Source organism: Zobellia roscoffensis (genome assembly GCF_015330165.1).
Taxonomy (GTDB): domain Bacteria; phylum Bacteroidota; class Bacteroidia; order Flavobacteriales; family Flavobacteriaceae; genus Zobellia; species Zobellia roscoffensis.
In genome coordinates this window covers 3788027-3810938 of record NZ_JADDXT010000002.1, presented here as the reverse complement: position 1 = coordinate 3810938, position 22912 = coordinate 3788027, and the positions used below count along the sequence as shown (strand labels likewise).

Genomic DNA, 22912 nt, shown 5'->3' with positions numbered 1-22912 from the left:
CCCTATGATCTTTGGTTTTTACTCTATGATTACTTCATTGTCAATTATTTTATAGGTTATAGCATAACTTTTACTAAAAGACTCCAGTATTTCTTCAATAGATTCAATATCAAAAGTAGCATCGAACAATTGCTCATCCAGCCCACTATTATTGTTTTGTATAGAAATATTATATTTCCTTTCCAATGCTTGCCGTATCTGACGAAAAGAACTGTTTCTAAAAATGAGTTTTCCTTGAGTCCAAGCAGTATAAACTCTAGTATTTACTTTTTCTAAAGAAATCTGAGAGCTGTTTTTATTTAATTCGGCTTTAAACCCCGGTTCAAGAACCACGACTCCTTCGTTTTCGCCCTCATTAGCATATAATTCTACCGCACCCTCTACAAGTACGGTATTGATACTCGAATCCTCTGCATAGTGAGACACATTGAATTTTGTCCCCAATACTTTAACCTCCATTTGATCTGCATGGACTATAAAAGGATGATCTTTATCTTTAGTAACATCAAAATACGCCTCTCCTTTTAAGAAAACCGCTCGATTCATATTCTCTCTAAATGTAACTGGGTAACGCAAAGAGGTTCCTGAATTTAAAAACACATGAGTTCCATCTGACAAAACCAAATCAAACCTCTTCCCATAAGGGACATTTAAAGTATTGTAAACCAATTTTTCAGAAGACGAATTTCCTATATAAGTCAATTTTGATTCTTCTTGATTACCTACTACATTACCATTTACATCCTTTACTTTTCCTTTTCTACTTGGATCTAAAACTTCAATTTTCCCATTACCCATTGTAATGGTAATTTGTTCTTCATTTGGAACAAGTATATCATCACTCTTTTTATTAAAAAAATCATTTTGATATAAATATCCCAACGATAAAAACAATACGGCCACAGCGGCATATTTCATGAATTTCAAAACTACCGGACTAAATACTGTCCTTTTTTCTCGTTTGATTTCTTCTAAAAGCTTCTTCTTTATTTTATCCGTATCAGGTTCATTCATAGCCACCATTGTTTCAAAATATACTTTTACATATGCTTCAAAGAGCAGTTCGTTTTCTTCAACAAGCACCCAATCAGACAAAAAGTCTAAATCATCAGCACTTGCTTCATTGGTTAAATATTTTAAAATACGGTTTTCCGTTTCTGGAAGAATCATAATTTAGCTTATCTCTATTAGTAATGACAAAGCCAATTCACAATACCCTAATAATTTTGCAATTTTTTTTTCATATTTGTAATTATTACAGTTTTAATTTATAATCTAACCTTATTTTTATGAGTAGTAAAGAGGATCTCTTTTTAATAGGCCGATTAAAAAAAGGTGAAGAAGATGCCTTTATCTATTTGGTTGATCATTACAATAAAAGACTATATGGGTATGCACTTAGTTTGACCAATAACCATGCTTTAGCGGAAGATATACTCCAAAATGTATTCTTAAGAACTTGGGAACAACGAAAAAAAATAAGTATTACCGCTTCTTTACAAAACTATCTTTTTAAATCTGTTCATAACGAATTTATTAACCAATACAAGAAAAAGCGTTCAACCATGGTTCTTGAGCAGAAATATTTTAATGCTTTGGATAGAGCTACTGCTGCCCACGATGATGTATCATTGGAAAAAGTGATTTCCAAGATAAAAAAAGAAATACAAAAATTACCTCCAAAATGTAGAGAGGTTTTTTTACTCAGTAGAAACGAGGGCTTAACGAATTTAGAAATAGCCCACCACCTAAATGTTTCCATAAAAACAGTTGAAGCTCAAATTACCAAAGCTTTTTCTGTCTTAAGAAAAAAATTGGGCACGGATTACAGAAGTATGCTATTTATTTTATTCCCCCGAGAAAATGGTCTAAAATAGAACCGCTACAAAAAAAATATTATTCCCTACTTCACATAATTAACCCTATACCTCCAGTAACTTATGATACCAAGAATCAATGCTCCTAAAGCTATATACCAAACATAATCTGGAGTAATTGCAGCTGCACCACTTTGTCCGTAACTATGTAGACCTACCAAGTAATAATTCACTCCAAAATAGGTCATCATAATACTTCCAAAAGCTATAACACTTAGAAAATTGAATGCCCATTTACTTCGTAAAGCGGGTACGAGACGTATGTGAAGGACAAAGGCATACACCATTATGGATATCAATGCCCAAGTTTCTTTAGGATCCCAACCCCAATATCTACCCCAACTTTCGTTTGCCCATTGCCCTCCCAAGAAGTTTCCAATGGTGAGCATAACAAGCCCTACAGTCATAGATAGTTCATTGATAATAGTCAGCTCTTTAATATTCAGGTCCATTTTGGCTTTGTTCTTCTTGTTGGTAAAAATCATAAGCAACAAAGAAACCAAACCAAGAATCATAGCTACGGATAACGGCCCATAACTTGCAACGATTACGGCAACATGAACCATAAGCCAATAACTATCAAGCACCGGTACCAAATTAGAAATAGCAGGATCTACCCAGTTCCAATGCGCAATGGTAAGCAACATACTCGCAACAAAAGCCGAGGCTGCAATGGTTATATTACTTTTTCTAGCAAACAAGAGTCCCATTCCCATGGTTGCCCAGGAAACGTAAAGAATACTCTCATAGGCATTTGTCCAAGGGGCATGTCCTGAAATATACCAACGTAAAATAAGACCTGCCGTATGCCATAGGAACAGAATAAAAATAGTACCCTTTAAGGCGTACACGGAAACCCGCCAAATAGAACGATCTTTAAAAATCTGGAATACCAAAATAAAGAACATTACCACCCCTACTACAGCATAAAGGCGATACAATGTGTTGAAAATATCCAGCTTATTATAGATGACCTCCGTATTGATTTTAGCTTCAGAAGGAAGTACTTCTTTACCATGATTCAATTGGTTTTGCTTAAAAGCATCCAACAATTTATCGGCATTAGTGTAGTCTCCTGTTTCCTTTGCTTTACGTAAAGTCATTAGATAATAGGGAACAGAATTCTTTATAAAGTTGGCGTAAAGTGAATCCGAAACCTGATACTGTCCTCCTCTATATTCTATAGCCGATATCCATTTGTTGTTTTCGTCATTCAACAATGGGAAAATTTTAATGATACGCCCACTTAAAGCCTGATCTAATAGACTTAAACGAATATTGGCATCCTTTAGATCCGTATCAAACTGATTGGGAATATTGGTTGAAGTTGCCTTTGCTAAAAAAGGTTGTAATTTATAATTGCCTTCAGCATCAAAGAAGTCGGTGGCCTTAGCAAATTTCTGTCCTTCCGGAACGCCTATTACGTGTCGTATACTATCGTTCTTTCCCTTTTTATCAACAGCCAAGAATTTTGCATTGTACCACGCTGCCGGACTCAACATCATGGATAAAAACACCTGATCGGCATTCATATCCTTATACACATCCTTTAAGCTTAGTTTTCTTAACAACTCTGATGAAAACGTATGGATAGGCTTCATACGGCCACCTTCATCCTGAATTACAAGTTTCCCAAACTTCTCCGCATGCTCCTCAGAAACAATTGTAGTTTGCAAAAGGGAGTCTATTTGAGATTGAGTAGGTGTGGTGCTACTATGATCATGACCATCATCTGCTGAATGTTCCTGAGCATTTACATTCAACAACATTCCCAAAACCAGAACCGTGGTCAGTTTTGCTTTTTTGCTTTTTAACTTCTCCAGAGAAACCGCTAAATCTTTAAACCTTGTTTTTCCAAAAAACATAATACCCATTAAACCAATGTAAAGTAAATAGTACCCCAAATATGTAATGCGCGTACCCCACTGATCATGGTTCACGGACAGAACGGTACCTTTTTCATCTGGGTGGAAACTAGACTGAAAGAAACGATACCCTCTATGATCCAAAATATTGTTCATAAAGATTTTATAATCAAACGGGCGTTCATCTTCCACGGTAACCTTACTCATAAAAGATTTATATCCTTGCTCTGTACCCGGGTATTTCTCTGCTATAAAATCATTCAATTTAATACTAAAAGGAAGTTCATAAACCTTGGAACCATAACTCAAACTAAAATCTAGACCGCCTACGGTTACCTTATCCGAAAAATCAGCAACCCCTCTTCCTCCCAACAATTTTTGTTGAACGGTTTCGCCATTTGCTGAGATTTCAACCACCAAAGCATCCATAGTTGCATCGGTAATTTCTTCTTTTGGCACTTTTACTATTCCATAAGAACCGGTTACTACCGGCTCCGGAATAACGAATTGCATACCTGCTGTAGAATACAAGGACCGCAATTGAAATTCTTGCAAGCTATCCTTAACGACCTGCCCTTGAAACTGGTCTGCCATTCTCATAAAACTACCCTCAAAAGGGGTTTTTATTTTATATGCACCGTCTTTCTCAAAAATATTAATAGCCCCATCCGTTTCATTGTTCAAAGAAAAAAGCACATTGTGAATGCTTGAAACTTTACCACTTTCTAAAAAATGCTCATGACGCTCCCCATCACCTGCTTCAACTATCTTTAAATAGGTTTTTCCGTTTTCATCAGGAATCATCCCTTCTTTTGCCCCATCAATAAAATCTACATAAGTAATAGAAAAAGACTGCCCGTTAAAATCAGATTTCCAAGGCAAATTGGACTTTATGTCTTCTGCCGTAACAATTAAATCTTCTTGTAATGTCTTTCTTTTGGCTTCACCGTTAATTTCGCCGTCAACGTAAGCTGTTAAATATGTTTTATCTGAATAGAATACTTTTTCTGATTTACCCTCTCGGATTGGCATCATACCTTCATAACTGATATACCTTGTAACAAAGGCGCCAACTATTATAAATATCCATGAAAGGTGAAGTGTTAATACGGCCCATTTTTCCCACCTTAAAAGGCGATATCTGAACATATTACCAATAAAATTGATAACAAAAAACACCATAATAGCCTCAAACCACAACGTATTATAAATCCAAATTCTTGCTGTTTCCGTACTGTACTTACTTTCAATAAACGTACCCAGCCCCATGGCAACGGCGAATACTATAAAAAGAACGGACATCAATCTTGTGGAGAAAAAGAATTTCTTGAGCATGTTCATCAGCAGCAGCTAAATTGGTTTTCAGCAGGCAAAAATACGCCCTTTTTATTATTTAGAGGTGAAGGAACGCCCCTAAAGTCTTCGCAAAACTGTTAATTATAAGTGAATTTTTTCTGAAATCAACTTTAAAAACATCTCCCTTTTAAGAATTGTACAACTTTGTGTCTGATTTGTACAAATGAGGAAAACCTCAATATTCTCAGAACCAATTGTTTCATTTACCAAATTTGCAAAATCAGTATTATTTTTTATTTGTAGAAAATGCCAAACCTAAATATATGCTTATTTTCGCCCTATGATCAAGGTAAGCATTTTAGGCACTGGCAATATTGCTACTCATCTTTTCAAGACTTTTTCAAAGTCAGATGAAATTGAAGTGGTACAAGTTGTAGGCCGAAATAAAAAAGCGCTTCTTGCTTTTGGACCAGAGGAAAAAACCACATCAGATTTCTCGAACCTAAAATCTTCTGATATATATATTATCGCTTTAAGTGATGACGCAATACAATCTATATCAGAGGAAGTTAAGATTAATAACGGGTTGCTTGTTCACACCTCAGGAAGCACCTCTATGAGTCAACTTTCCAAACATGGGAGGCATGGTGTTTTTTACCCATTACAATCATTTAGCAAATCAAAAGCTATAGATTTCAATAATATTCCAATCTGTTTGGAAGCGAATACGAAAGAAGACCTTAACTTATTAAAAAAGCTAGCAAGCCTTATTTCTAAAAATATTTATGAGATAGATTCTAAACAAAGAAAAAGCCTTCACCTTGCTGCTGTATTTGTAAATAATTTTACGAATCACCTATATCATATTGGTTCTGAAATTTGCAAAGAGAACACTATCCCTTTTGAAATTCTGAGTCCTCTTATACAAGAAACAGCAAAAAAGATTGAATCCCTAACTCCTTACGAAGCACAAACCGGCCCCGGAAAACGAGGAGATTTCAACACTATATCTAACCACTTAGAACAATTAAAAAATCCTGAGTACAAAGCCATTTATGAGCAGCTAAGCAACTCAATACAATTAACTTATGGAAAAGAGCTATAAAGAGTACCTTAAAAATATTAACACTTTTGTTTTTGATGTCGACGGCGTTTTTACTGACAGCACACTAATTATTACCTCTGAGGGAGAAATGCTTAGAACAATGAGCGTAAAAGATGGTTATGCAGTTAAAACGGCTTTACAAAAAGGCTATAAAATTTGCATTATTTCCGGAGGCACCAACGAAGGAGTTCGAAAGCGATTGCAAGAACTTGGTGTTACCGACATTTATCTTGGAGCACATCAAAAAATGGATGCGCTAAATGAATACATGGCGAACAACAATATTGCCCCTAGCACAATGCTGTACATGGGAGATGACATTCCAGACATCCCACCAATGAAAACGGTAGCCTTGCCTACGTGCCCCCAAAACGCCGTTCCTGAAGTAAAAGCAACATCTATGTATGTTTCTCACAAAAATGGAGGAGAAGGTTGTGTACGGGATGTTATCGAGCAGGTTTTAAAGGTTAACGGAGATTGGATGAGTAACTTCAGTGCTGCAAATGATTAACTATGCTAGATTTAAATAACCATTCCATAATTCTTGCTAGTGGCTCCCCAAGAAGACATCAGTTTCTTACAGAAATGGGGCTTCCTTTTGAAGTACGGTTAAAACCTGTAGATGAAGTTTATCCTTTTGAATTAGAAGGAAGTGAAATTAGTGATTACCTAGCTAAACTAAAAGCCGATGTATTTGAAGGCTCTTTAAAAACCAATGAAATCCTGATTACCTCAGACACGGTTGTTTGGCACAATGGATTATCCTTAGCAAAAGCGGCCGATGCACAGGAAGCCTATGATATGCTGAGCACTCTTTCTGGGGATTGGCATGATGTTATTACTTCGGTATGTTTTACGACTTCCAATACTCAAAAGGTAGTTCACCAAATTACCAAAGTTAAGTTTAGACATTTATTGGAAGAAGAAATCCACTTTTACATCAACACTTACAAACCTTATGATAAAGCCGGAGCTTACGGCATTCAAGAATGGATAGGCCTTATCGGTATTGAAGAAATAAAAGGGTCTTACCCTAATGTTGTAGGTCTTCCAACGCAATTGGTATACAAAACGTTAAGAACCATGGTCAAATAGTTCTTTTTGGTTAATTTTAGAAAAACTACTACCCTATGCAAACCAGAACAAAACTTAGTCTTTCATTCCTTCTTTTTACCTTACTATTATCTTTTACCCAATCTTGTAAAGAAGCTAAACAAAATACAAAAAAAGACATTGCACTTCATACGGAAAAAGCAGAAGACTCACCAAAGAGAGAACTTTCAAGCGAATTCAAAAAATACTGGTACGCAGGAGAAGCAGAAGTAACATCATACAAACTGCAACTAGCGCGCTACGGAGAAATCCGTGAAGGAAAAGCTGTTCTTGTTTATGTTACAGAACCATTTCTAAATAAAAAACAAGTAAAAGCAGATGGGCCAAACCCTGATAATATTCCTGTTTTAAAGCTGAACAGCACTAAAAAATATCTTACTGGAATTTATCCCTACTCCATCATGACCAGCACTTTTTCTCCAGTAAACGATAACAACCATGCTCTTAAGGTTTCTTTCTCCGCTCAGGAGTGGTGCGGACAGGTTTATGCTCAGCTAAATAATCGTGAAAAATTTGACATAATGTCCCATTCATATTTTGAAACTGAAGCCGACCAAAACTTTGAATTGGAAAAAACGACACTAGAAAATGAACTTTGGAACAAAATTAGAATCGCACCAGAATCTTTACCAACAGGTAATTTAAAAATCATTCCATCTTTAGAGTACATACGATTGTCACACAAGGAATTAAAACCATACAACTCAACTATTTCTATAAGTGATGAAAATGGGATTACGTCGTATAAAATTTTCTATCCTGAATTAGAAAGAACACTAACTATTAACTTCACAACCACTTTCCCACATAGTATTGAAAGCTGGTCTGACACCTTCACAAGTGGTTTTGGTAAAAATGCCAAACAAATGACTTCTACAGCTACAAAAATTAAAACATTAAAAACACCTTATTGGCAACAAAATAGAAATAAGGATTTATCTTTGCGCGATAGTTTAGGTCTATAAATTTATGCAAGAATTTCTATTGTCGAACAAGAACGAAATGATAGCAACAGCTATAACATTTTGTTTACTTCTTATTCTAAAGTTTGTAACGGATAAGACCATTCGGAAGATTGGTAGAATTAGTGATATTGTTGAAGCACGTACGCTTTTAATTACAAAATACGCATCAATGCTTTTAACACTAGTTGGCATTGGTGTTATTTCATTTATTTGGGGAGTAAATTTCAGAGAAGTGGGCCTTGTTTTTTCTTCTGTGTTTGCCGTAATAGGAGTTGCTCTTTTTGCTAGTTGGTCTATTCTCAGCAACATTACGGCCGGCGCAATTTTATTCTTTTCATTCCCATTTAAAATAGGGGATCGCGTAAAAATTTTAGACAAAGATATTGAATCAGAAGAGCCCTTTTTGATAGAGGATATTAGAGCATTTCACGTGAGTTTAAGAAAATCTAACGGAGAGTTATTGGTATACCCAAACAACTTAATGATGCAAAAAGCGGTTACCTTAATCTATAGTTCGGAAGACACACCAGACGGCAGCGAAGAGACTTAATAGCAATTACCCTCTTTTACTTAAACATAGCATCAATTAATTTTTGTTAAAGAAGTTCTAAAAAAACCGTCTACCCTTTTTAAACTTTCTATCTTTGATATGGTGCCGTCTCTGTAAATCAGTGGCTTCGTCCAAACAAAAACCAACTTTATGCGCTATCTTTTGGCAATCTTTGCCGGAATACTCTTGTCTTCAAATATTACCAATGCACAGAAACCTGTGCAACAATCAACTTCCGAAATTTACCATTCACTTGAAAAGTTGAATTTTTTGGGTACGGCACTGTATATTGCCGCACACCCAGATGATGAGAACACAAGGCTTATTTCCTACCTATCTAATAAAACAAAAGCCCGAACTGGTTACCTATCTTTGACAAGAGGTGACGGCGGTCAAAACCTAATTGGTCCAGAACTTCGCGAACTTCTTGGTGTTTTACGTACGCAAGAACTTTTAGCTGCTAGACGTGTAGATGGAGGCGAACAGTTTTTTTCGCGAGCAAATGATTTTGGGTATTCTAAACATCCAGATGAAACCTTGAAAATTTGGAACAAAGAGAAGGTTTTAGGTGATGTAGTTTGGGCCATTCGCAATTTTAAACCAGATGTGATTATCAACCGCTTTGACCATAGAAGTCCGGGAACAACTCACGGACACCATACTTCTTCTGCTATGTTGAGTTTTGAAGCCTTTGACCTAGCGAACGATAAAAATGCCTACAGCAAACAATTAGAACTTACTGAAACTTGGCAACCACAAAGGTTGTTTTTCAACACTTCATGGTGGTTCTATGGGAGCCAAGAAAAATTTGACAAAGCTGATAAATCAAAGATGGTCAATTTAGACATTGGCACCTATTATCCTACTTTAGGAAAATCTAACAACGAAATTGCCGCTTTAGCTAGTAGTCAACACCTATGCCAAGGTTTTGGTCGCTTATCTCAAAGAGGTTCCGAAAATGAATATATAGAATTATTGAAAGGCGATATGCCCAAAAATGCAAAGGACTTGTTTGAAGGAATAGACACTTCGTGGTCTCGCGTAAATGGCGGCAAAGCAGTTGGCGAGATTCTTTATGCCATTGAAAAGGGTTTTGACTTCACTAAACCTTCTAAACATCTGCCTCAATTAATAGAAGCGTATGAGTTACTTCAAAAAGTTGACGATCCCTATTGGAAAGCTATAAAGTCTTTAGAATTAAGAAATATCATTTTAAATATAGGAGGTCTTTATCTTGAAGCATCGGCGGAGACTGCTTTCTCTAATCCTGGCGGCAAGGTAAAAGTGAAGATTGAGGCGCTTAATCGCAGTTCTTCGGATATCGTTTTAGAATCTATTTCCATATCTAATTCGGATAAAACACTTCAGCCTTCCATCGCATTAAACAATAATGAAAAGCAGAATTTTGAAATCGATTTAGAAATACCTGAAACTACGGATTACACAAGTCCGTATTGGCTTAAAGAAAAGGGAAGTTTGGGCATGTATAATGTCGATAATCAAAAACTTATTGGCAAACCTGAAACACCACGTGCATTCATAGCTGAATTTGAACTTGATTTCAATGGAAAATCCGTGGTTTTTGAAAAGCCCGTTATATACCACTACGCAAAACCTGATAAAGGGGAATTGTTTCAACCTTTTGAAATACTCCCGGAGGCTACTGCTAGTTTTAGTGATAAAGTATTAATATTCGCTGATGGAAAATCGAAAAAAATTCCGGTTACGGTAAAAGCCAATGCAGACAATATTAAGGGAAGTTTGCAACTGAAGCATTCCAAAGGATGGACGGTAGATGTTGAATCAAAACCTTTTGAAATTGCCAATAAAGGTGACGAACAAACCTTAATTTTCACTTTAACACCACCTGCAGATGAAGACGAAAGCTACATCTCTCCAATTGTAAAATTGAACGGTAAAGAAATCACCAAAGAGTTGGTTAGGATTGAGTATGACCATGTCCCTACGCAATCTGTATTACTGCCATCAGAAGCCAAAGTAGTACGTTTGAACATTAAAAAATCTGGAGAGCATATTGGCTATATAGTGGGTGCCGGAGATGAAGTACCGGAGAGTTTACGGCAAATTGGCTACATTGTACATATAATTGAACCCAGTACTATTGCAAAAGGGTCTTTAGATAAATATGACGCGGTGGTGGTTGGTATTAGAGCTTACAACGTATTAGATGAATTAAAATTTAAACAACGCTATCTTTTCGATTATGTAGAAAAAGGGGGTAATCTTGTTGTACAATACAATACCGCCGGTAGATGGGGAGAGCAATTTGAAAATTTGGCGCCATACCCTATTACCTTATCTCGTGATCGGGTAACGGATGAAAACTCAGAGGTAGAAATAGTAGCTAAGAAAAACTCTTTAGTAAATTATCCTAATAAAATAGACACCAGTGATTTTAATGGATGGGTACAAGAACGCGGACTGTACTTTCCCAATGAGTGGTCTAAAGAATTTACACCTATTCTATCTATGAGTGACAAGGGAGAACCTTCAAAAGAAGGAAGCCTTTTGATAGCTCCTTATGGAAAAGGAAATTACATCTATACAGGGTTGAGTTTTTTTAGAGAGCTACCTGCTGGAGTACCTGGAGCATATAAACTATTTGCAAATATGCTTTCAGTAGAAAAGAATGTTAAACCTACCAAATTGAATTAAACGGAATGTTAGACAAGTTCGATTGGAAAAAAGAATACTCATTGGTGCTGATACTAAATATTGTATATGTACTAATTTTTAGCTACTTAATGACTGCATTTACCTAATATGGGAACACTAGACTGGATTATCTTATCGAGTACACTGCTCTTCATAGTAGCCTATGGTGTTTGGAAAACTAGAGGCAGCAAAAGTGTAGATGATTATGTTGGCGGTGGAAAAGACGCCAAATGGTGGACGATAGGGTTATCCGTAATGGCTACACAGGCCAGTGCTATAACTTTTCTCTCAACTCCTGGGCAAGCCTTTCATGATGGAATGGGTTTTGTTCAATTCTATTTTGGCCTTCCGTTGGCCATGATTATCATTTGTTTAGTTTTCCTACCAATATATCATAGACTAAAAGTATATACCGCCTATGAATTCCTTGAAAACCGTTTTGATTTAAAAACCCGCTCGTTAGCGGCCATTCTGTTTTTAATACAAAGAGGTCTTGCTGCAGGTATCACTATTTTTGCACCATCCATAATACTGTCGGCAGTACTTGGCTGGGATCTCCGGACTTTAAATATCATTATTGGGGTACTGGTTATTATTTATACCGTTTCAGGAGGTACCAAAGCAGTAAGTGTTACTCAAAAACAGCAGATGTTCATTATCATGACAGGTATGTTCATCACTTTCTTTTTTATATTAGGATATCTACCTGCCGATATTAATTTTAGTAAAGCGCTTAAAATAGCTGGAGCCAGTAATAAATTAAATATTATCGATTTTAGTTTTGATACCAAAAGTAGATATACATTTTGGAGTGGTATTACTGGTGGCCTTTTTTTAGCGTTATCTTACTTTGGAACTGACCAAAGCCAAGTACAACGCTACCTTTCGGGGAAATCACTTAGAGAAAGCCAACTTGGGCTAGTTTTTAATGGCCTTTTAAAAATACCCATGCAATTCTTTATTCTTTTGGTGGGTGTTATGGTTTTTGTTTTTTATCAATATAATCCATCGCCTTTAAACTTTAATCCTGCCGCGACCGAAGCAGTAATGAGTTCTGAATATGCCAAAGACTACTCTATTCTTCAGGAAGGACAAGAAAAATTAGAGGCAGAAAAGAAAATGGCACAAAACAAATTTTCTGCCGCTTTAGAACTTAAAGAATATAGTGCTGTTGAGGAAGCAAAACAAGAAATTATTAGTTTAAACGTAAAAGACAGTACTAATCGTGCCGCTGCTAAGTCATTGATAAAAGAAGCTGATAGTACAGTTGAAACAAATGACAAGGATTACGTATTTATTCATTTTATCCTACACAACCTTCCGAGAGGGCTGATTGGACTACTTTTAGCCGTTATACTTTCGGCTGCAATGTCATCTACAGCATCGGAATTAAACGCATTGGGAACTATTACCTCTTTGGACTTGTACAAAAGAAACATAAAAGGACCATTGACTGACGAGCACTATGTAAGAGCAACAAAAGTATTTACGTTACTATGGGGTATAATTGCTATTCTTATTGCCAGTATTGCCAATCTATTTGACAACCTCATTCAACTTGTAAATATTATTGGTTCTATATTTTATGGTAACGTTTTGGGAATATTTCTATTGGCTTTCTTCTTTAAGTTCGTTAAAGGAAATGCCGTGTTCTTTGCTGCCTTATTGACCCAGTTTATCATCTTTGTGCTATTCTACAACCTAATATTCATACACCCTACAGGCGAAGAGAAATTAGGGTATCTATGGCTTAATTTTATAGGTGCCGCTATGGTCATCGCTATGGCACTTGCTTTTGAAGGGTTCGATAGATTACTGAAAAAACCACCTGTAAGCAATTAGATTGCTATTTCAATACTAAATCAATTATTAAAGTCCATCATTATATTTCTAGTCAATACAATTAAATACTTTTTCAGTTAAAAAATTACAAACCCGGCTCTCTATTAGAGAACCGGGTTTTTTAATTTATAAAAGAATGATGCTAATTACTTAGCTCCCCACTCGCTTATAGACTCAGTATTCATTTTAATGTAATCATCATTACCAGCTTCCTTAGCTTTTTCTAAAGACTTTTTAGCCGTTTTAATAGCCGCTTTTTTGTCTCCTGCTTTTGCCTGGATAAGTGATTGTTGACGCAACTGCCAAAAAGCAGGCTCTTCAGTCTCAGACATAGCTTTGTCCATCCATTCAGATGCTTTTTTAATGTCCTTATCTTCACTAGAAAAATATACAGCGGCTGCATAGTAATCATCTGCTTTTGGAGAACCAGCCATTGTTTTTTCAATATTGGCCATAACTTTTGCATCTGTAGGCACTTCAAAAGGTACAGCTACATAACTCTTTTCCCACATCATACCCAAGTGAGCCGATCCACTTGTCATATCATCTATTGTAATAGTGAAAGCTTCAATATCAACAGGTAAAGTATAAACCTCAGAAGTTGCTTTCGCTATAACTTTGCTATCATCCCATTCTTTAGGAGTCCCACCACCATCAACATCGGTATAAAAGAAAACTTCCCAAGAAGTAGCTCCTGGCTTAGTAAAAACAGAATACGTACCAGCCTTTACATCTTGACCTGCAATCTTAACATCATCACTAAAAGTAACTTTCGTATAAGCATTAGCTCCTGTTCTCCACAATTTACCGTAAGGAACTAGATCTCCAAAAATAGTTCTGCCTCGCATAGAAGGTCTTGAATAATCCACGGTAACCTCAGTTAAACCTACTGTCTGCTGCAGCTTTGAAGCCGGGCTGGGCGCTGGTGTTTGAATTTGAGCCTGCATTGTAGCTGTGGCAAATACTATGCTAGCTAAAAGAAAGATTTTTCTCATTTTAATTGGTTTATATGTTTCTAACAAAACTAAATATAAACCTTTCTACATGTGTTAATGAAATCTTAAATATCTGAATTATTGAACTACAAATGGTTTGGTAACTATCGTACCGCCCAATGAAAGCGTGAGGTAATAAATTCCCGATTTTAAACTCGAAATATTTATTGATGAGTTCTCTATTTCGTTTCTATGATGAAGTAACAATCTCCTACCGGATGCATCATAAACTGCTCTGCTTAAAATCAAATTATCCTCAGGAACTAGATAGATCAAATTAGTTTCAGTTGCACTTTTTACTACGATTAATCCTGAATTATTGTCTGCCTTATCATCTATTGAATCAATACCCTCAGAAATATCGACTGCCTCTTCACTTTCCTCTTGGTTTTCGTCAGTTTTCGTTTCACCTTCATCATCCAATCCTGTTTCTTCTTCTTCTTCTTCTTCTTCTTCTTCTTCTTCTTCGTGCTCTAAAAAAGAATTGGTGACTAAAAGACTATAAAGTTTTGGTTCAAATGAAAGATTAAAACTTTGACGTTCGAATTGTTCCGATGTTAGATAGTATGTATTCGCGTTTACGTGAATAATACTTTCCACTTGTGAAGTTCCTATATCTATTTTAAGATTTTTAACTATCCTTCCAAAAATAGCATTTGTAGTCGCTCCATCTATGACATATAGAAAAGGAGCTAAAATAGAAGTGTACCCAACAATATATAATTGCTCAGTTATAGGGTTAAAATCAGCTCCTGTTACCAGTCCATTTACTTTGTAACCATCCAATTCTTTTGCCATATATCTACCTGGCTCCCTTGGTAGACTATACGCTACGGTTCCGTAGTTATTCCATTGCTTGGTCAAAATTATCAGCTTATCCTGTAAAACAAACAATGCCTCAGCGTCCCAATCGCTATTTCCATTGTTATCAAAGTTATCCTGATTTTCATACTCAAATTCAATCTTCTCTGCCTCTAAGGTATCAGATGTTAAATATTCAGATTTTAGAATGCGGTAGACCAATAAATCTTTTCGAGTACCATTATTATTTCCAATGTCTCCAATATAGATGTAAGTTTCATCTTGCGCTATATCCTCCCAGTCTCTATTCTCTGCATTAGTTATAGTTATGGTTCGCTGAATTTCTAGGGAGACCATATCTATTTCATAGAGCTGAGGCAGATTTCCTGAATCATTATGGGTTATTAGTCTATCATTAAAGTAAAGTAACCCAGAACTTTCAGATAACTTCATAGGCAATGTCCCAATTTCTTCCACAGTATGTTGAGATGAAAGAAAAAAGCTCACAAAAAGAAATACTAATACAAATACACCTCTCTTCATATTTAAATACAACTTGAAATGTACAAAATTGTCTCCATAGACCGATTAAATACCCTTCAGTTTGTTTGTATTATGTATTTGATATCAAAAGCAAGGCGCTATTACATCAATTTGTTTATGAATTACATTAATTTGTTAAACAAAATGTTTTTACATTTGTAATATGAAATTATACCAACTACACTCCAAACAATCTTTTCCTATAAGTACTTCAGAAGCATGGACGTTTTTATCCGACCCTAATAACCTCAAAGTTATTACGCCTGAACATATGGGTTTTAAAATACTCTCTGGTGATGACCGCCCCATGTTCCCAGGTCAGATTATACAATATACAGTTTCTCCTTTTCCCGGATATACCACAAAATGGGTTACAGAAATAACCCATGTAAAAGAGGGTGAATATTTTGTGGACGAGCAACGCTTTGGCCCCTATGCCCTTTGGCACCACAAACATTTCATAAAGCCCGTAAATGGTGGCGCTGAGATGGAAGATATAATCGACTATAAAATCCCCTTTGGAATTTTAGGTCAACTAGCACATCCTTTACTAGTGAAAAAGCAGTTAAAACAAATTTTCTCCTTTCGGGAACAAAAGCTGATAGAACGCTTTGGGGTATTGGAAAACATTAAAAAAGAACTTTATTTTAATTCATTCTAGAAATTTTCCACATGAAGAAAAATATACTCTTAATTGGCGGGTCTTATGGCATAGGGCTTGAAATGGCAAAATTACTAACAGAAAACTATACTGTTTATGCGGCTTCAAGAACATCAGAAGAACTAAACGGAACTAACATTATCCATATTCCGTTTGATGTAAATACGGATGTACTTGACGTATCTAACTTACCAAATGAGCTTCACGGTTTTGCCTATTGTCCCGGTTCTATCAATTTAAAACCATTTAAAATGATGTCTCTAGACACTTTTGAATCTGATATGCAGTTAAATTTTTTCAGTATGGTAAAGGTCGTAAAAGAAATTATACCTATAATGGCCAAAGGAAGTGCCGTAGTACTTTTTAGCACGGTAGCTGTTGGTTCCGGTATGCCCTTCCATACAAGTGTAGCAGCTGCCAAGGGTGCTGTTGAAGGTTTTGCGAAATCACTGGCAGCTGAATACGCGCCAAACATACGGGTGAATGTAATTGCCCCTTCATTAGTGAACACGTCTTTAGCCAAACGGTTGTTGAGCAATGACAAAAAAATAGAAATGATGTCTCAGAGACATCCTCTAAAACGTGTTGGTGAAGTTGAAGATATTGCCAATACTGCCGTATTTTTACTCAGTGAAAAAAGTTCTTGGATTACAGGTCAAATAATAGGTGTTGACGGGGGAATGTCCACTTTAAATTTAAGTTAGTTTATGTCAGAAAAAATTTCTGTTTTTTGGTTTAGGAGAGACTTACGTTTGGATGATAATGTGGGGTTTCTTGAAGCGCTGAAGGAAGATAATCCTGTTATGCCCGTTTTCATTTTTGATACCGAGATTCTTGAGAACTTACCTAAAGATGATGCCCGGGTTACATTCATTTTTGAAACACTGCAAAAGATGAGGAATACCTTGCAAGACGAAAACTCAAGCTCTATAGGTATGTATCATGGTAATACAACTTCAATATTTAAAACACTTATAAACGAATATAACATTGGTGCGGTATATACGAATCATGATTATGAGCCATACGCCAAGCAGCGGGACGAAGAAATCCATAACCTTTTAAAAGAAAATGATATTCTCTTTCAGACGCTTAAAGACCAAGTTATTTTTGAAAAAGACGATATTTTAAAAGGAAACGGAGATCCATACATTGTTTATACGCCCTATAAGAACAAATGGAAAGAACATTTTAATCCTGAGAAACATTTAACCATTCATTACACCAGTCAGTACAGGGATAACCTGATTCAAAATTCCAGATTACCAAATCTATCATTAGCGGATATAGGTTTCAAAGCTTCCTCTTTAAAAGTCCCTGACCCTATTGTAACTCCATCCTTAATTGACAATTATGAAGATACCCGAAATTACCCTGCCATTGAAAACGGAACGTCTAGATTGGGCCCTCATTTGCGATTTGGAACAGTTTCCGTTCGCAAAATGATGAAAAAGGCAATTGCCGAAAAAAATGAAGTGTTCTGGAGCGAGCTTATTTGGCGAGAGTTTTTTATGCAAATTCTATGGCATTTTCCGAGAACCGTAAGTGAAGCTTTCAAGAAAAAATATGACAGAATAAGCTGGCGGAATAATGAGGATGAATTTGAAAAATGGAAGAATGGTAAAACCGGTTATAAGCTTGTAGATGCAGGAATGCGAGAATTGAATGAAACAGGTTATATGCACAACCGGGTGCGTATGCTGGTCGCAAGCTTTCTTTGCAAACATTTACTTATAGATTGGCGCTGGGGCGAAGCCTATTTTGCAGAAAAACTACTTGATTATGAAATGAGCAGTAATGTGGGTAATTGGCAATGGGCTGCTGGAAGTGGTGTTGATGCAGCTCCGTATTTCCGCATTTTTAACCCAATGACGCAGGTAGATAAATTTGATAAGGACAGAAAATATATTTCTAAATGGGTTCCCGAGCACGAAACAGATTCCTATGATCAAAAAATGGTGAATCACAAGGAAGCCCGGGAACGTTGTTTAAGTACATACAAGGAAGCACTCAACTAAATACCGATAACTTCTATTAACGAGAAAGCTGTCTCTCTAATTGACGCTTTTCTGCCATACGGTACTTTAATATGTTTACATATCGTAATGCATCGCCATTATTATAATCGGTATATGATTTTGAAGCCCATTCCATGGCTTTCGCTAAATCTCCATTTATTTCGTTGATAATAGCCATGTTATAACATGCTCTACCCGCAACTTTCATATCTGGATTATTTACTTCTTTTTCCCATAAGGCAGCTGCTCCATCCCAGTCTCCGGTTTGCGCTCTTCTTTTTGCAATTACAAAATTATCCGTGCCTTTAACAAAGTAATCCCTAGAAATTCTTTTTCGCAACGGACGAACATCATAACCATAAGAGTTGCCGATATCACTACTACGTTGCAATACCGCTTCTTTTCTACCTATTACCGCTTCAACAGCTTTCATAGGATTAATTCCAGAACCCATAGACGTTACGTAATTATTATTCGTGTACTCATCTAAAATCAGCTTACTTTGTGGATCATAAACTCTCCATCCGTTTTTAATAGCCGTATTAAGCGTTACCTTATGTCCGGGTAAATTTGCTTTTATTCCAAAGTCGTTTGGCACACTTACCATGGTAGCTTCATAATCTACTTTTGTATTCGTATCATAATATTCCAAAGAGAAAAGTACATCTACACCATTAGCCTCACAGATTTCCTGAACAGCTTGCCAGTTTAAGGCTGCTGGAAAAATACCAAGTCCTTTTCTCTGAATATCGGTGTCGTTTATTATTACAATCTCTTCAAAACGTTCGTTACGGGTAAGTTCATCAAAAAGTCCCGTTACAGCAGATTCGGCTCCTTCCCTATCAAGATTGAGTCCTTCCAAGGAAAGAATTTTATCAATCTTATCCACTACTTTATTTTCTTCCGACGGAATACTTCTGTTTATTAAACCAATGCGTACAGCGTTAGATGGCAAACTAATACGTGCAGGCTCGGTCGCACCCATTGTTAATTTATTAGTGGAAACACAACTGGATAAAAGAAGTAAAACAATACCCGCAGATAGTAATTGGTTAAGATTTTTCATGGGACAAAAGTTAAATCATTATACTTTTTGATTTTTTTCAAAAAGTCAAGTAGGTTCGTTATAAACTAAAACAGACACGTATTATTGCGTTTTGCCCCGCCACAGTCAATAAACTCGACCAATTACCTCATTTCTCCAGTTATAGTATAAAAAACAACCTAATTGTACCGCATTCCTGTTATTATATACTACTGCGAAAATAGAAGAGTCCAAATTGTACACTAGTCCTTTAAAATGCTTTTGTATCTTACCAGTCAAAAAATCAACTTATAGTTTATTTAACATCGATTTAAAAAATTAATTTTATTAGTATAGACCAAATGAAAAAATTATTTCTCGCTTTCCTATTCGTTACCAGTTCAACCTCATATGTACAAGCACAACAGTTTGATTTTAAAATTGACCACTTTGCATTGGTCGTAGAAGACTCAGATGTTAGCGCCGATTTTTATGCCAACATTCTAAAACTAGAAGAAACACCACATCCGGATAAGAAACCAGGTTTTCGTTGGTTCATTGTAAGTGGCAACTCTCAAATTCATCTTATTGAAAAGGAATTCGCCCCTTTTGAAAAAAACAAATCCATGCATTTATGTCTCTCTACGCAGGATTTAGACGGAATGATTGCGCATCTTAAAAAAAACAACATTCCGTATTGGGATTGGCCGGGTAAAGAAGGAGCCGTTACGCTACGTACGGATGGTGTGCGACAAATTTACTTTCAAGACCCTGATAAATACTGGATAGAAATCAATACTGCAAAACATTGAAACATAAAAAGAGGCCATTTAGGCCTCTTTTTTATTATAACTTAATTTATTATTTAACTGAATATCCAAGAGCCAGTATAGCTTCTCCCTTTTCTGGATGACGTTTTATATAAGCTGCTACAAATGGACAAAGAGGTGCCATTTTCATTCCACTTTCTTCTATAAATTCAAACACTTTTGAAACCAAAGCACTTCCCACTCCCTGACCACCTAAGCAACTAGGCACTTCCGTGTGGGTCAAATAAATAATATTCTGTTTAGAAATCATGTATTCCATAAACGCTATTTGTCCGTCAATATCAATCTCAAACCTACCCTTCTCACCTTGCTTGTTTACAAGCGGTATTTTAGAAAAATCTCTCTTTGACATTGAAAACTATCTAAACGTTCATTTATTAAAGTCTAGTAATCTTAGCTCCAATAGCACGTAAACGGGTATCAATATCTTCATACCCACGGTCTATCTGTTCTATATTATGAATAGTAGAGGTACCTTTTGCAGATAATGCCGCTATTAATAAAGAAACTCCAGCTCTAATATCCGGAGATACCATAGTTGTTGCTTTTAACGTAGATTTAAAATCATGACCTATTACTGTAGCACGGTGCGGATCACAAAGAATAATCTTAGCCCCCATATCTATAAGCTTATCTACAAAGAATAAACGGCTTTCAAACATCTTTTGATGAATAAGTACCTCTCCTTTTGCCTGTGTTGCCACAACAAGGATAATACTTAACAAATCTGGCGTAAGACCTGGCCATGGTGCATCTGCAATAGTAAGAATAGAACCATCTATAAAGTTCTGTATCTCATATCCATTCGTATGCTTTGGGATGAAAATATCATCGTTTTTTCTTTCTACCGTAATTCCCAACTTTCTAAATACTGTTGGTATTTGACCTAAATCGTCCCAACTTACATTCTTAATCGTAAGTTCACTTTTGGTCATAGCAGCAAGTCCTATCCAACTGCCTATTTCAATCATATCCGGAAGCATGGAGTGTTCTGTTCCTCCTAAGGACTCTACCCCTTCAATTTCCAATAAATTGGAGCCTACACCTGAAATCTTGGCTCCCATGCGGTTTAACATCTTACACAGCTGTTGCAAGTAAGGCTCACAAGCCGCATTGTAAATCGTAGTTTTACCTTCCGCCAAAACAGCGGCCATAAGAATATTTGCAGTACCCGTTACAGAAGCTTCATCCAGTAACATATAGGTGCCTTTTAGCTTTTTAGCCTCAACACCATAGAAGTATTCTTCTTTGTTGTACCTAAACTTGGCCCCTAACTTTATAAATCCTTCAAAGTGGGTGTCCAAACGTCTACGTCCTATTTTATCACCGCCCGGTTTAGGAATATATCCTTTTCCAAAACGCGCCAAAAGTGGACCTACTAACATTATAGAACCTCTAAGACCACGGCCATCTTCTTTAAATTGGTCTGACTGTAGGTAGTCTAAATTAATATCATCTGCCTTAAAGCTATACGACCCCTTTGCTTTCTTTTGGATTTTTACACCCAAATCTTCAAGCAAAGCAATTAGCTTATTGACATCTACGATGTTCGGAATGTTTTTTATGGTAACCGTTTCATTCGTAAGTAATACGGCACAGAGAATTTGTAAGGCTTCATTTTTTGCCCCTTGTGGCGTTATTTCACCAGAAAGTTGGTGACCGCCTTCAATTTTAAAGGTACCCATGTAAGATTGAGGAGTATTAGTATCGCTTTTTACCGCGATTGTTATTGTTTCGTTGGTTATTTTTCTTTCCTGAGTTATTGTTTCTTGGAGTCTTCGCTACCCGGTTTTTTAAAAATTGACCGCTATCGGTAAGGCTTTCTCCTTTTAAGTCTATTTGACCGTCACTAAGTTCAAGTAGGTGTTTGAAAATAGCTGAATCATCAACCGTATCTTTGTTCCAGTTCAGGTAACATTTTTTCATGTGGTTGGCAATCGCATACTCTAAACCATCACGCATATCTCCTTTTTCCCATTTTACGGCAACATCAATCATTCTTTTGATGTTGTTTCCATAAAAACGGTATTTTGGAAAATTTTGTGGGTATTCTAATGCCTCTGGACGTTGTCTCAACACTTCTTTACTTGTGATAGGAAAAGGTGACTTTACATCCAATTTAAAATCGGACATGATAAACAACTGATCCCACAGTTTATGCTGAAAATCAGGCACATCTCTTAAGTGTGGCTGAATATTACCCATAACACTAATAATAGCTTGGGCCACTTTATTTCGCTCTTCATCATCCTCTATGGAAATTGCATGATCTACCATTTTCTGGAAATGACGCCCGTACTCGGGAATGATCAATTTTGACCTTTCCGTGTTATATTCTAGGTTTTCTACTAAATTCAAATTGAAAAATTTTGCTTAAAAAAAATAAGGAAGTGTTCTTATAACGTCTGCAAATTAAGAAAATTATGGTTCAAATACTATTTATAGCGATATAACCCCATCAACCTTACCCACTTCTTTATATTTTTCTATTACAGCATCAGGGTTTTTCATGTTCACTGTAATGGAAACGCTAGTATATTTTCCGTTTTTAGATTCTTTTAAATCAATTACAGCTCCCGTATTATCAAATATTTTGTGAATACTACTAATTTTTTCAGGATTGCTTTGTACAATAAATTTGTACAGGTAATTAGAAGGCCAAGCAGAGGTCTCCACCAATTGTTCACGTAAGCGCTTGTAGAACGCTTCAGGGGTTTCTTTGTCCATATAACCGTTTTATACAAAGATAGC

At 36.2% G+C, this 22912-nt stretch carries 21 protein-coding genes; 12 read left to right on the top strand and 9 right to left on the bottom strand.

Annotated features, from left to right (window positions below):
* Positions 1 to 18 precede the first annotated feature (18 nt).
* On the bottom strand, positions 19 to 1170 hold the full coding sequence (locus tag IWC72_RS15280; protein WP_194530372.1) for a FecR family protein: 1152 nt from the start codon (positions 1168 to 1170) through the stop codon (positions 19 to 21).
* A 119-nt stretch (positions 1171 to 1289) separates the two neighbouring features.
* Here IWC72_RS15280 and IWC72_RS15275 point away from each other — a divergent pair, with 119 nt between their 5' ends.
* Positions 1290 to 1877, top strand: coding sequence for an RNA polymerase sigma factor (locus IWC72_RS15275; RefSeq protein ID WP_194527048.1), 588 nt, complete (start codon positions 1290 to 1292; stop codon positions 1875 to 1877).
* Positions 1878 to 1903: 26 nt separating this feature from the next.
* Here IWC72_RS15275 and ccsA read toward each other — a convergent pair whose 3' ends face one another.
* Entirely contained in the window at positions 1904 to 5083 is a 3180-nt protein-coding gene (ccsA, locus tag IWC72_RS15270) for a cytochrome c biogenesis protein (RefSeq protein WP_394370099.1), read from the bottom strand.
* A 295-nt stretch (positions 5084 to 5378) separates the two neighbouring features.
* Between ccsA and IWC72_RS15265 the strand changes: the two genes are divergently transcribed.
* The 7 genes from IWC72_RS15265 to IWC72_RS15235 all read left to right on the top strand — a co-directional run bounded on the left by IWC72_RS15265 (position 5379) and on the right by IWC72_RS15235 (position 13289).
* Positions 5379 to 6143: a Rossmann-like and DUF2520 domain-containing protein gene (locus IWC72_RS15265; RefSeq protein WP_194527047.1), complete on the top strand. Its 765-nt coding sequence runs from the start codon at positions 5379 to 5381 to the stop codon at positions 6141 to 6143.
* On the top strand, positions 6127 to 6654 hold the full coding sequence (locus IWC72_RS15260; RefSeq protein WP_194527046.1) for a KdsC family phosphatase: 528 nt from the start codon (positions 6127 to 6129) through the stop codon (positions 6652 to 6654). Before IWC72_RS15265 ends, IWC72_RS15260 begins: the two co-directional genes overlap by 17 nt.
* A gap of 2 nt (positions 6655 to 6656) precedes the next feature.
* Positions 6657 to 7238 (top strand): Maf family nucleotide pyrophosphatase, encoded by a 582-nt coding sequence (locus IWC72_RS15255; RefSeq protein ID WP_194530371.1) that lies wholly within the window; start codon positions 6657 to 6659, stop codon positions 7236 to 7238.
* Positions 7239 to 7273: 35 nt separating this feature from the next.
* Positions 7274 to 8221, top strand: coding sequence for a septum formation inhibitor Maf (locus IWC72_RS15250; RefSeq protein ID WP_194530370.1), 948 nt, complete (start codon positions 7274 to 7276; stop codon positions 8219 to 8221).
* Positions 8222 to 8258: 37 nt separating this feature from the next.
* Complete coding sequence (locus IWC72_RS15245; protein ID WP_317171414.1) at positions 8259 to 8771, top strand: mechanosensitive ion channel domain-containing protein; 513 nt, start codon at positions 8259 to 8261, stop codon at positions 8769 to 8771.
* A 150-nt stretch (positions 8772 to 8921) separates the two neighbouring features.
* Positions 8922 to 11447: a PIG-L family deacetylase gene (locus tag IWC72_RS15240; RefSeq protein WP_194527042.1), complete on the top strand. Its 2526-nt coding sequence runs from the start codon at positions 8922 to 8924 to the stop codon at positions 11445 to 11447.
* 108 nt (positions 11448 to 11555) lie between these two features.
* Positions 11556 to 13289 carry a sodium:solute symporter gene (locus IWC72_RS15235; protein ID WP_194527041.1) on the top strand — a complete coding sequence of 578 codons (1734 nt, stop codon included), beginning with the start codon at positions 11556 to 11558 and terminating at the stop codon, positions 13287 to 13289.
* A 146-nt stretch (positions 13290 to 13435) separates the two neighbouring features.
* On the opposite strand, the gene IWC72_RS15230 is transcribed toward IWC72_RS15235, so the two are convergent.
* Together IWC72_RS15230 and IWC72_RS15225 are read right to left on the bottom strand one after the other, a co-directional pair.
* Positions 13436 to 14284, bottom strand: a complete 849-nt coding sequence (locus IWC72_RS15230) for a DUF2911 domain-containing protein (RefSeq protein WP_194530369.1) — start codon at positions 14282 to 14284, stop codon at positions 13436 to 13438.
* A 78-nt stretch (positions 14285 to 14362) separates the two neighbouring features.
* On the bottom strand, positions 14363 to 15538 hold the full coding sequence (locus IWC72_RS15225; protein WP_194530368.1) for a T9SS type A sorting domain-containing protein: 1176 nt from the start codon (positions 15536 to 15538) through the stop codon (positions 14363 to 14365).
* A 253-nt stretch (positions 15539 to 15791) separates the two neighbouring features.
* On the opposite strand from IWC72_RS15225, the gene IWC72_RS15220 reads away from it, so the two are divergent.
* From IWC72_RS15220 to IWC72_RS15210, 3 genes are read left to right on the top strand one after another with little or no spacing between them, the layout of a single operon-like run.
* Positions 15792 to 16289 (top strand): SRPBCC family protein, encoded by a 498-nt coding sequence (locus IWC72_RS15220; RefSeq protein WP_194530367.1) that lies wholly within the window; start codon positions 15792 to 15794, stop codon positions 16287 to 16289.
* Positions 16290 to 16300: 11 nt separating this feature from the next.
* Positions 16301 to 16993, top strand: coding sequence for an SDR family NAD(P)-dependent oxidoreductase (locus IWC72_RS15215; RefSeq protein WP_194527037.1), 693 nt, complete (start codon positions 16301 to 16303; stop codon positions 16991 to 16993).
* Positions 16994 to 16996: 3 nt separating this feature from the next.
* Positions 16997 to 18307, top strand: coding sequence for a cryptochrome/photolyase family protein (locus tag IWC72_RS15210; RefSeq protein ID WP_194530366.1), 1311 nt, complete (start codon positions 16997 to 16999; stop codon positions 18305 to 18307).
* A 16-nt stretch (positions 18308 to 18323) separates the two neighbouring features.
* Here IWC72_RS15210 and IWC72_RS15205 read toward each other — a convergent pair whose 3' ends face one another.
* A complete protein-coding gene (locus IWC72_RS15205) occupies positions 18324 to 19373 on the bottom strand; it encodes a DUF6340 family protein (protein WP_194530365.1) in 1050 nt (349 codons plus the stop codon).
* Between the two features lie 320 nt (positions 19374 to 19693).
* Between IWC72_RS15205 and IWC72_RS15200 the strand changes: the two genes are divergently transcribed.
* Positions 19694 to 20143 (top strand): VOC family protein, encoded by a 450-nt coding sequence (locus IWC72_RS15200; RefSeq protein WP_194527034.1) that lies wholly within the window; start codon positions 19694 to 19696, stop codon positions 20141 to 20143.
* 49 nt (positions 20144 to 20192) lie between these two features.
* Here the strand turns inward: IWC72_RS15200 and IWC72_RS15195 are convergent, their stop codons facing one another.
* The 4 genes from IWC72_RS15195 to IWC72_RS15180 form a co-directional block, all read right to left on the bottom strand.
* Positions 20193 to 20513, bottom strand: coding sequence for a GNAT family N-acetyltransferase (locus tag IWC72_RS15195; RefSeq protein WP_194530364.1), 321 nt, complete (start codon positions 20511 to 20513; stop codon positions 20193 to 20195).
* A gap of 25 nt (positions 20514 to 20538) precedes the next feature.
* Positions 20539 to 21846 (bottom strand): UDP-N-acetylglucosamine 1-carboxyvinyltransferase, encoded by a 1308-nt coding sequence (gene murA, locus IWC72_RS15190; RefSeq protein ID WP_194530363.1) that lies wholly within the window; start codon positions 21844 to 21846, stop codon positions 20539 to 20541.
* 16 nt (positions 21847 to 21862) lie between these two features.
* The gene (locus IWC72_RS15185) at positions 21863 to 22519 is read right to left on the bottom strand and encodes a DUF4290 domain-containing protein (protein WP_194527031.1); all 657 of its coding nucleotides are present in this window, start codon (positions 22517 to 22519) and stop codon (positions 21863 to 21865) included.
* An 81-nt stretch (positions 22520 to 22600) separates the two neighbouring features.
* Entirely contained in the window at positions 22601 to 22888 is a 288-nt protein-coding gene (locus tag IWC72_RS15180; protein ID WP_194527030.1) for a DUF493 family protein, read from the bottom strand.
* Positions 22889 to 22912 lie beyond the last annotated feature (24 nt).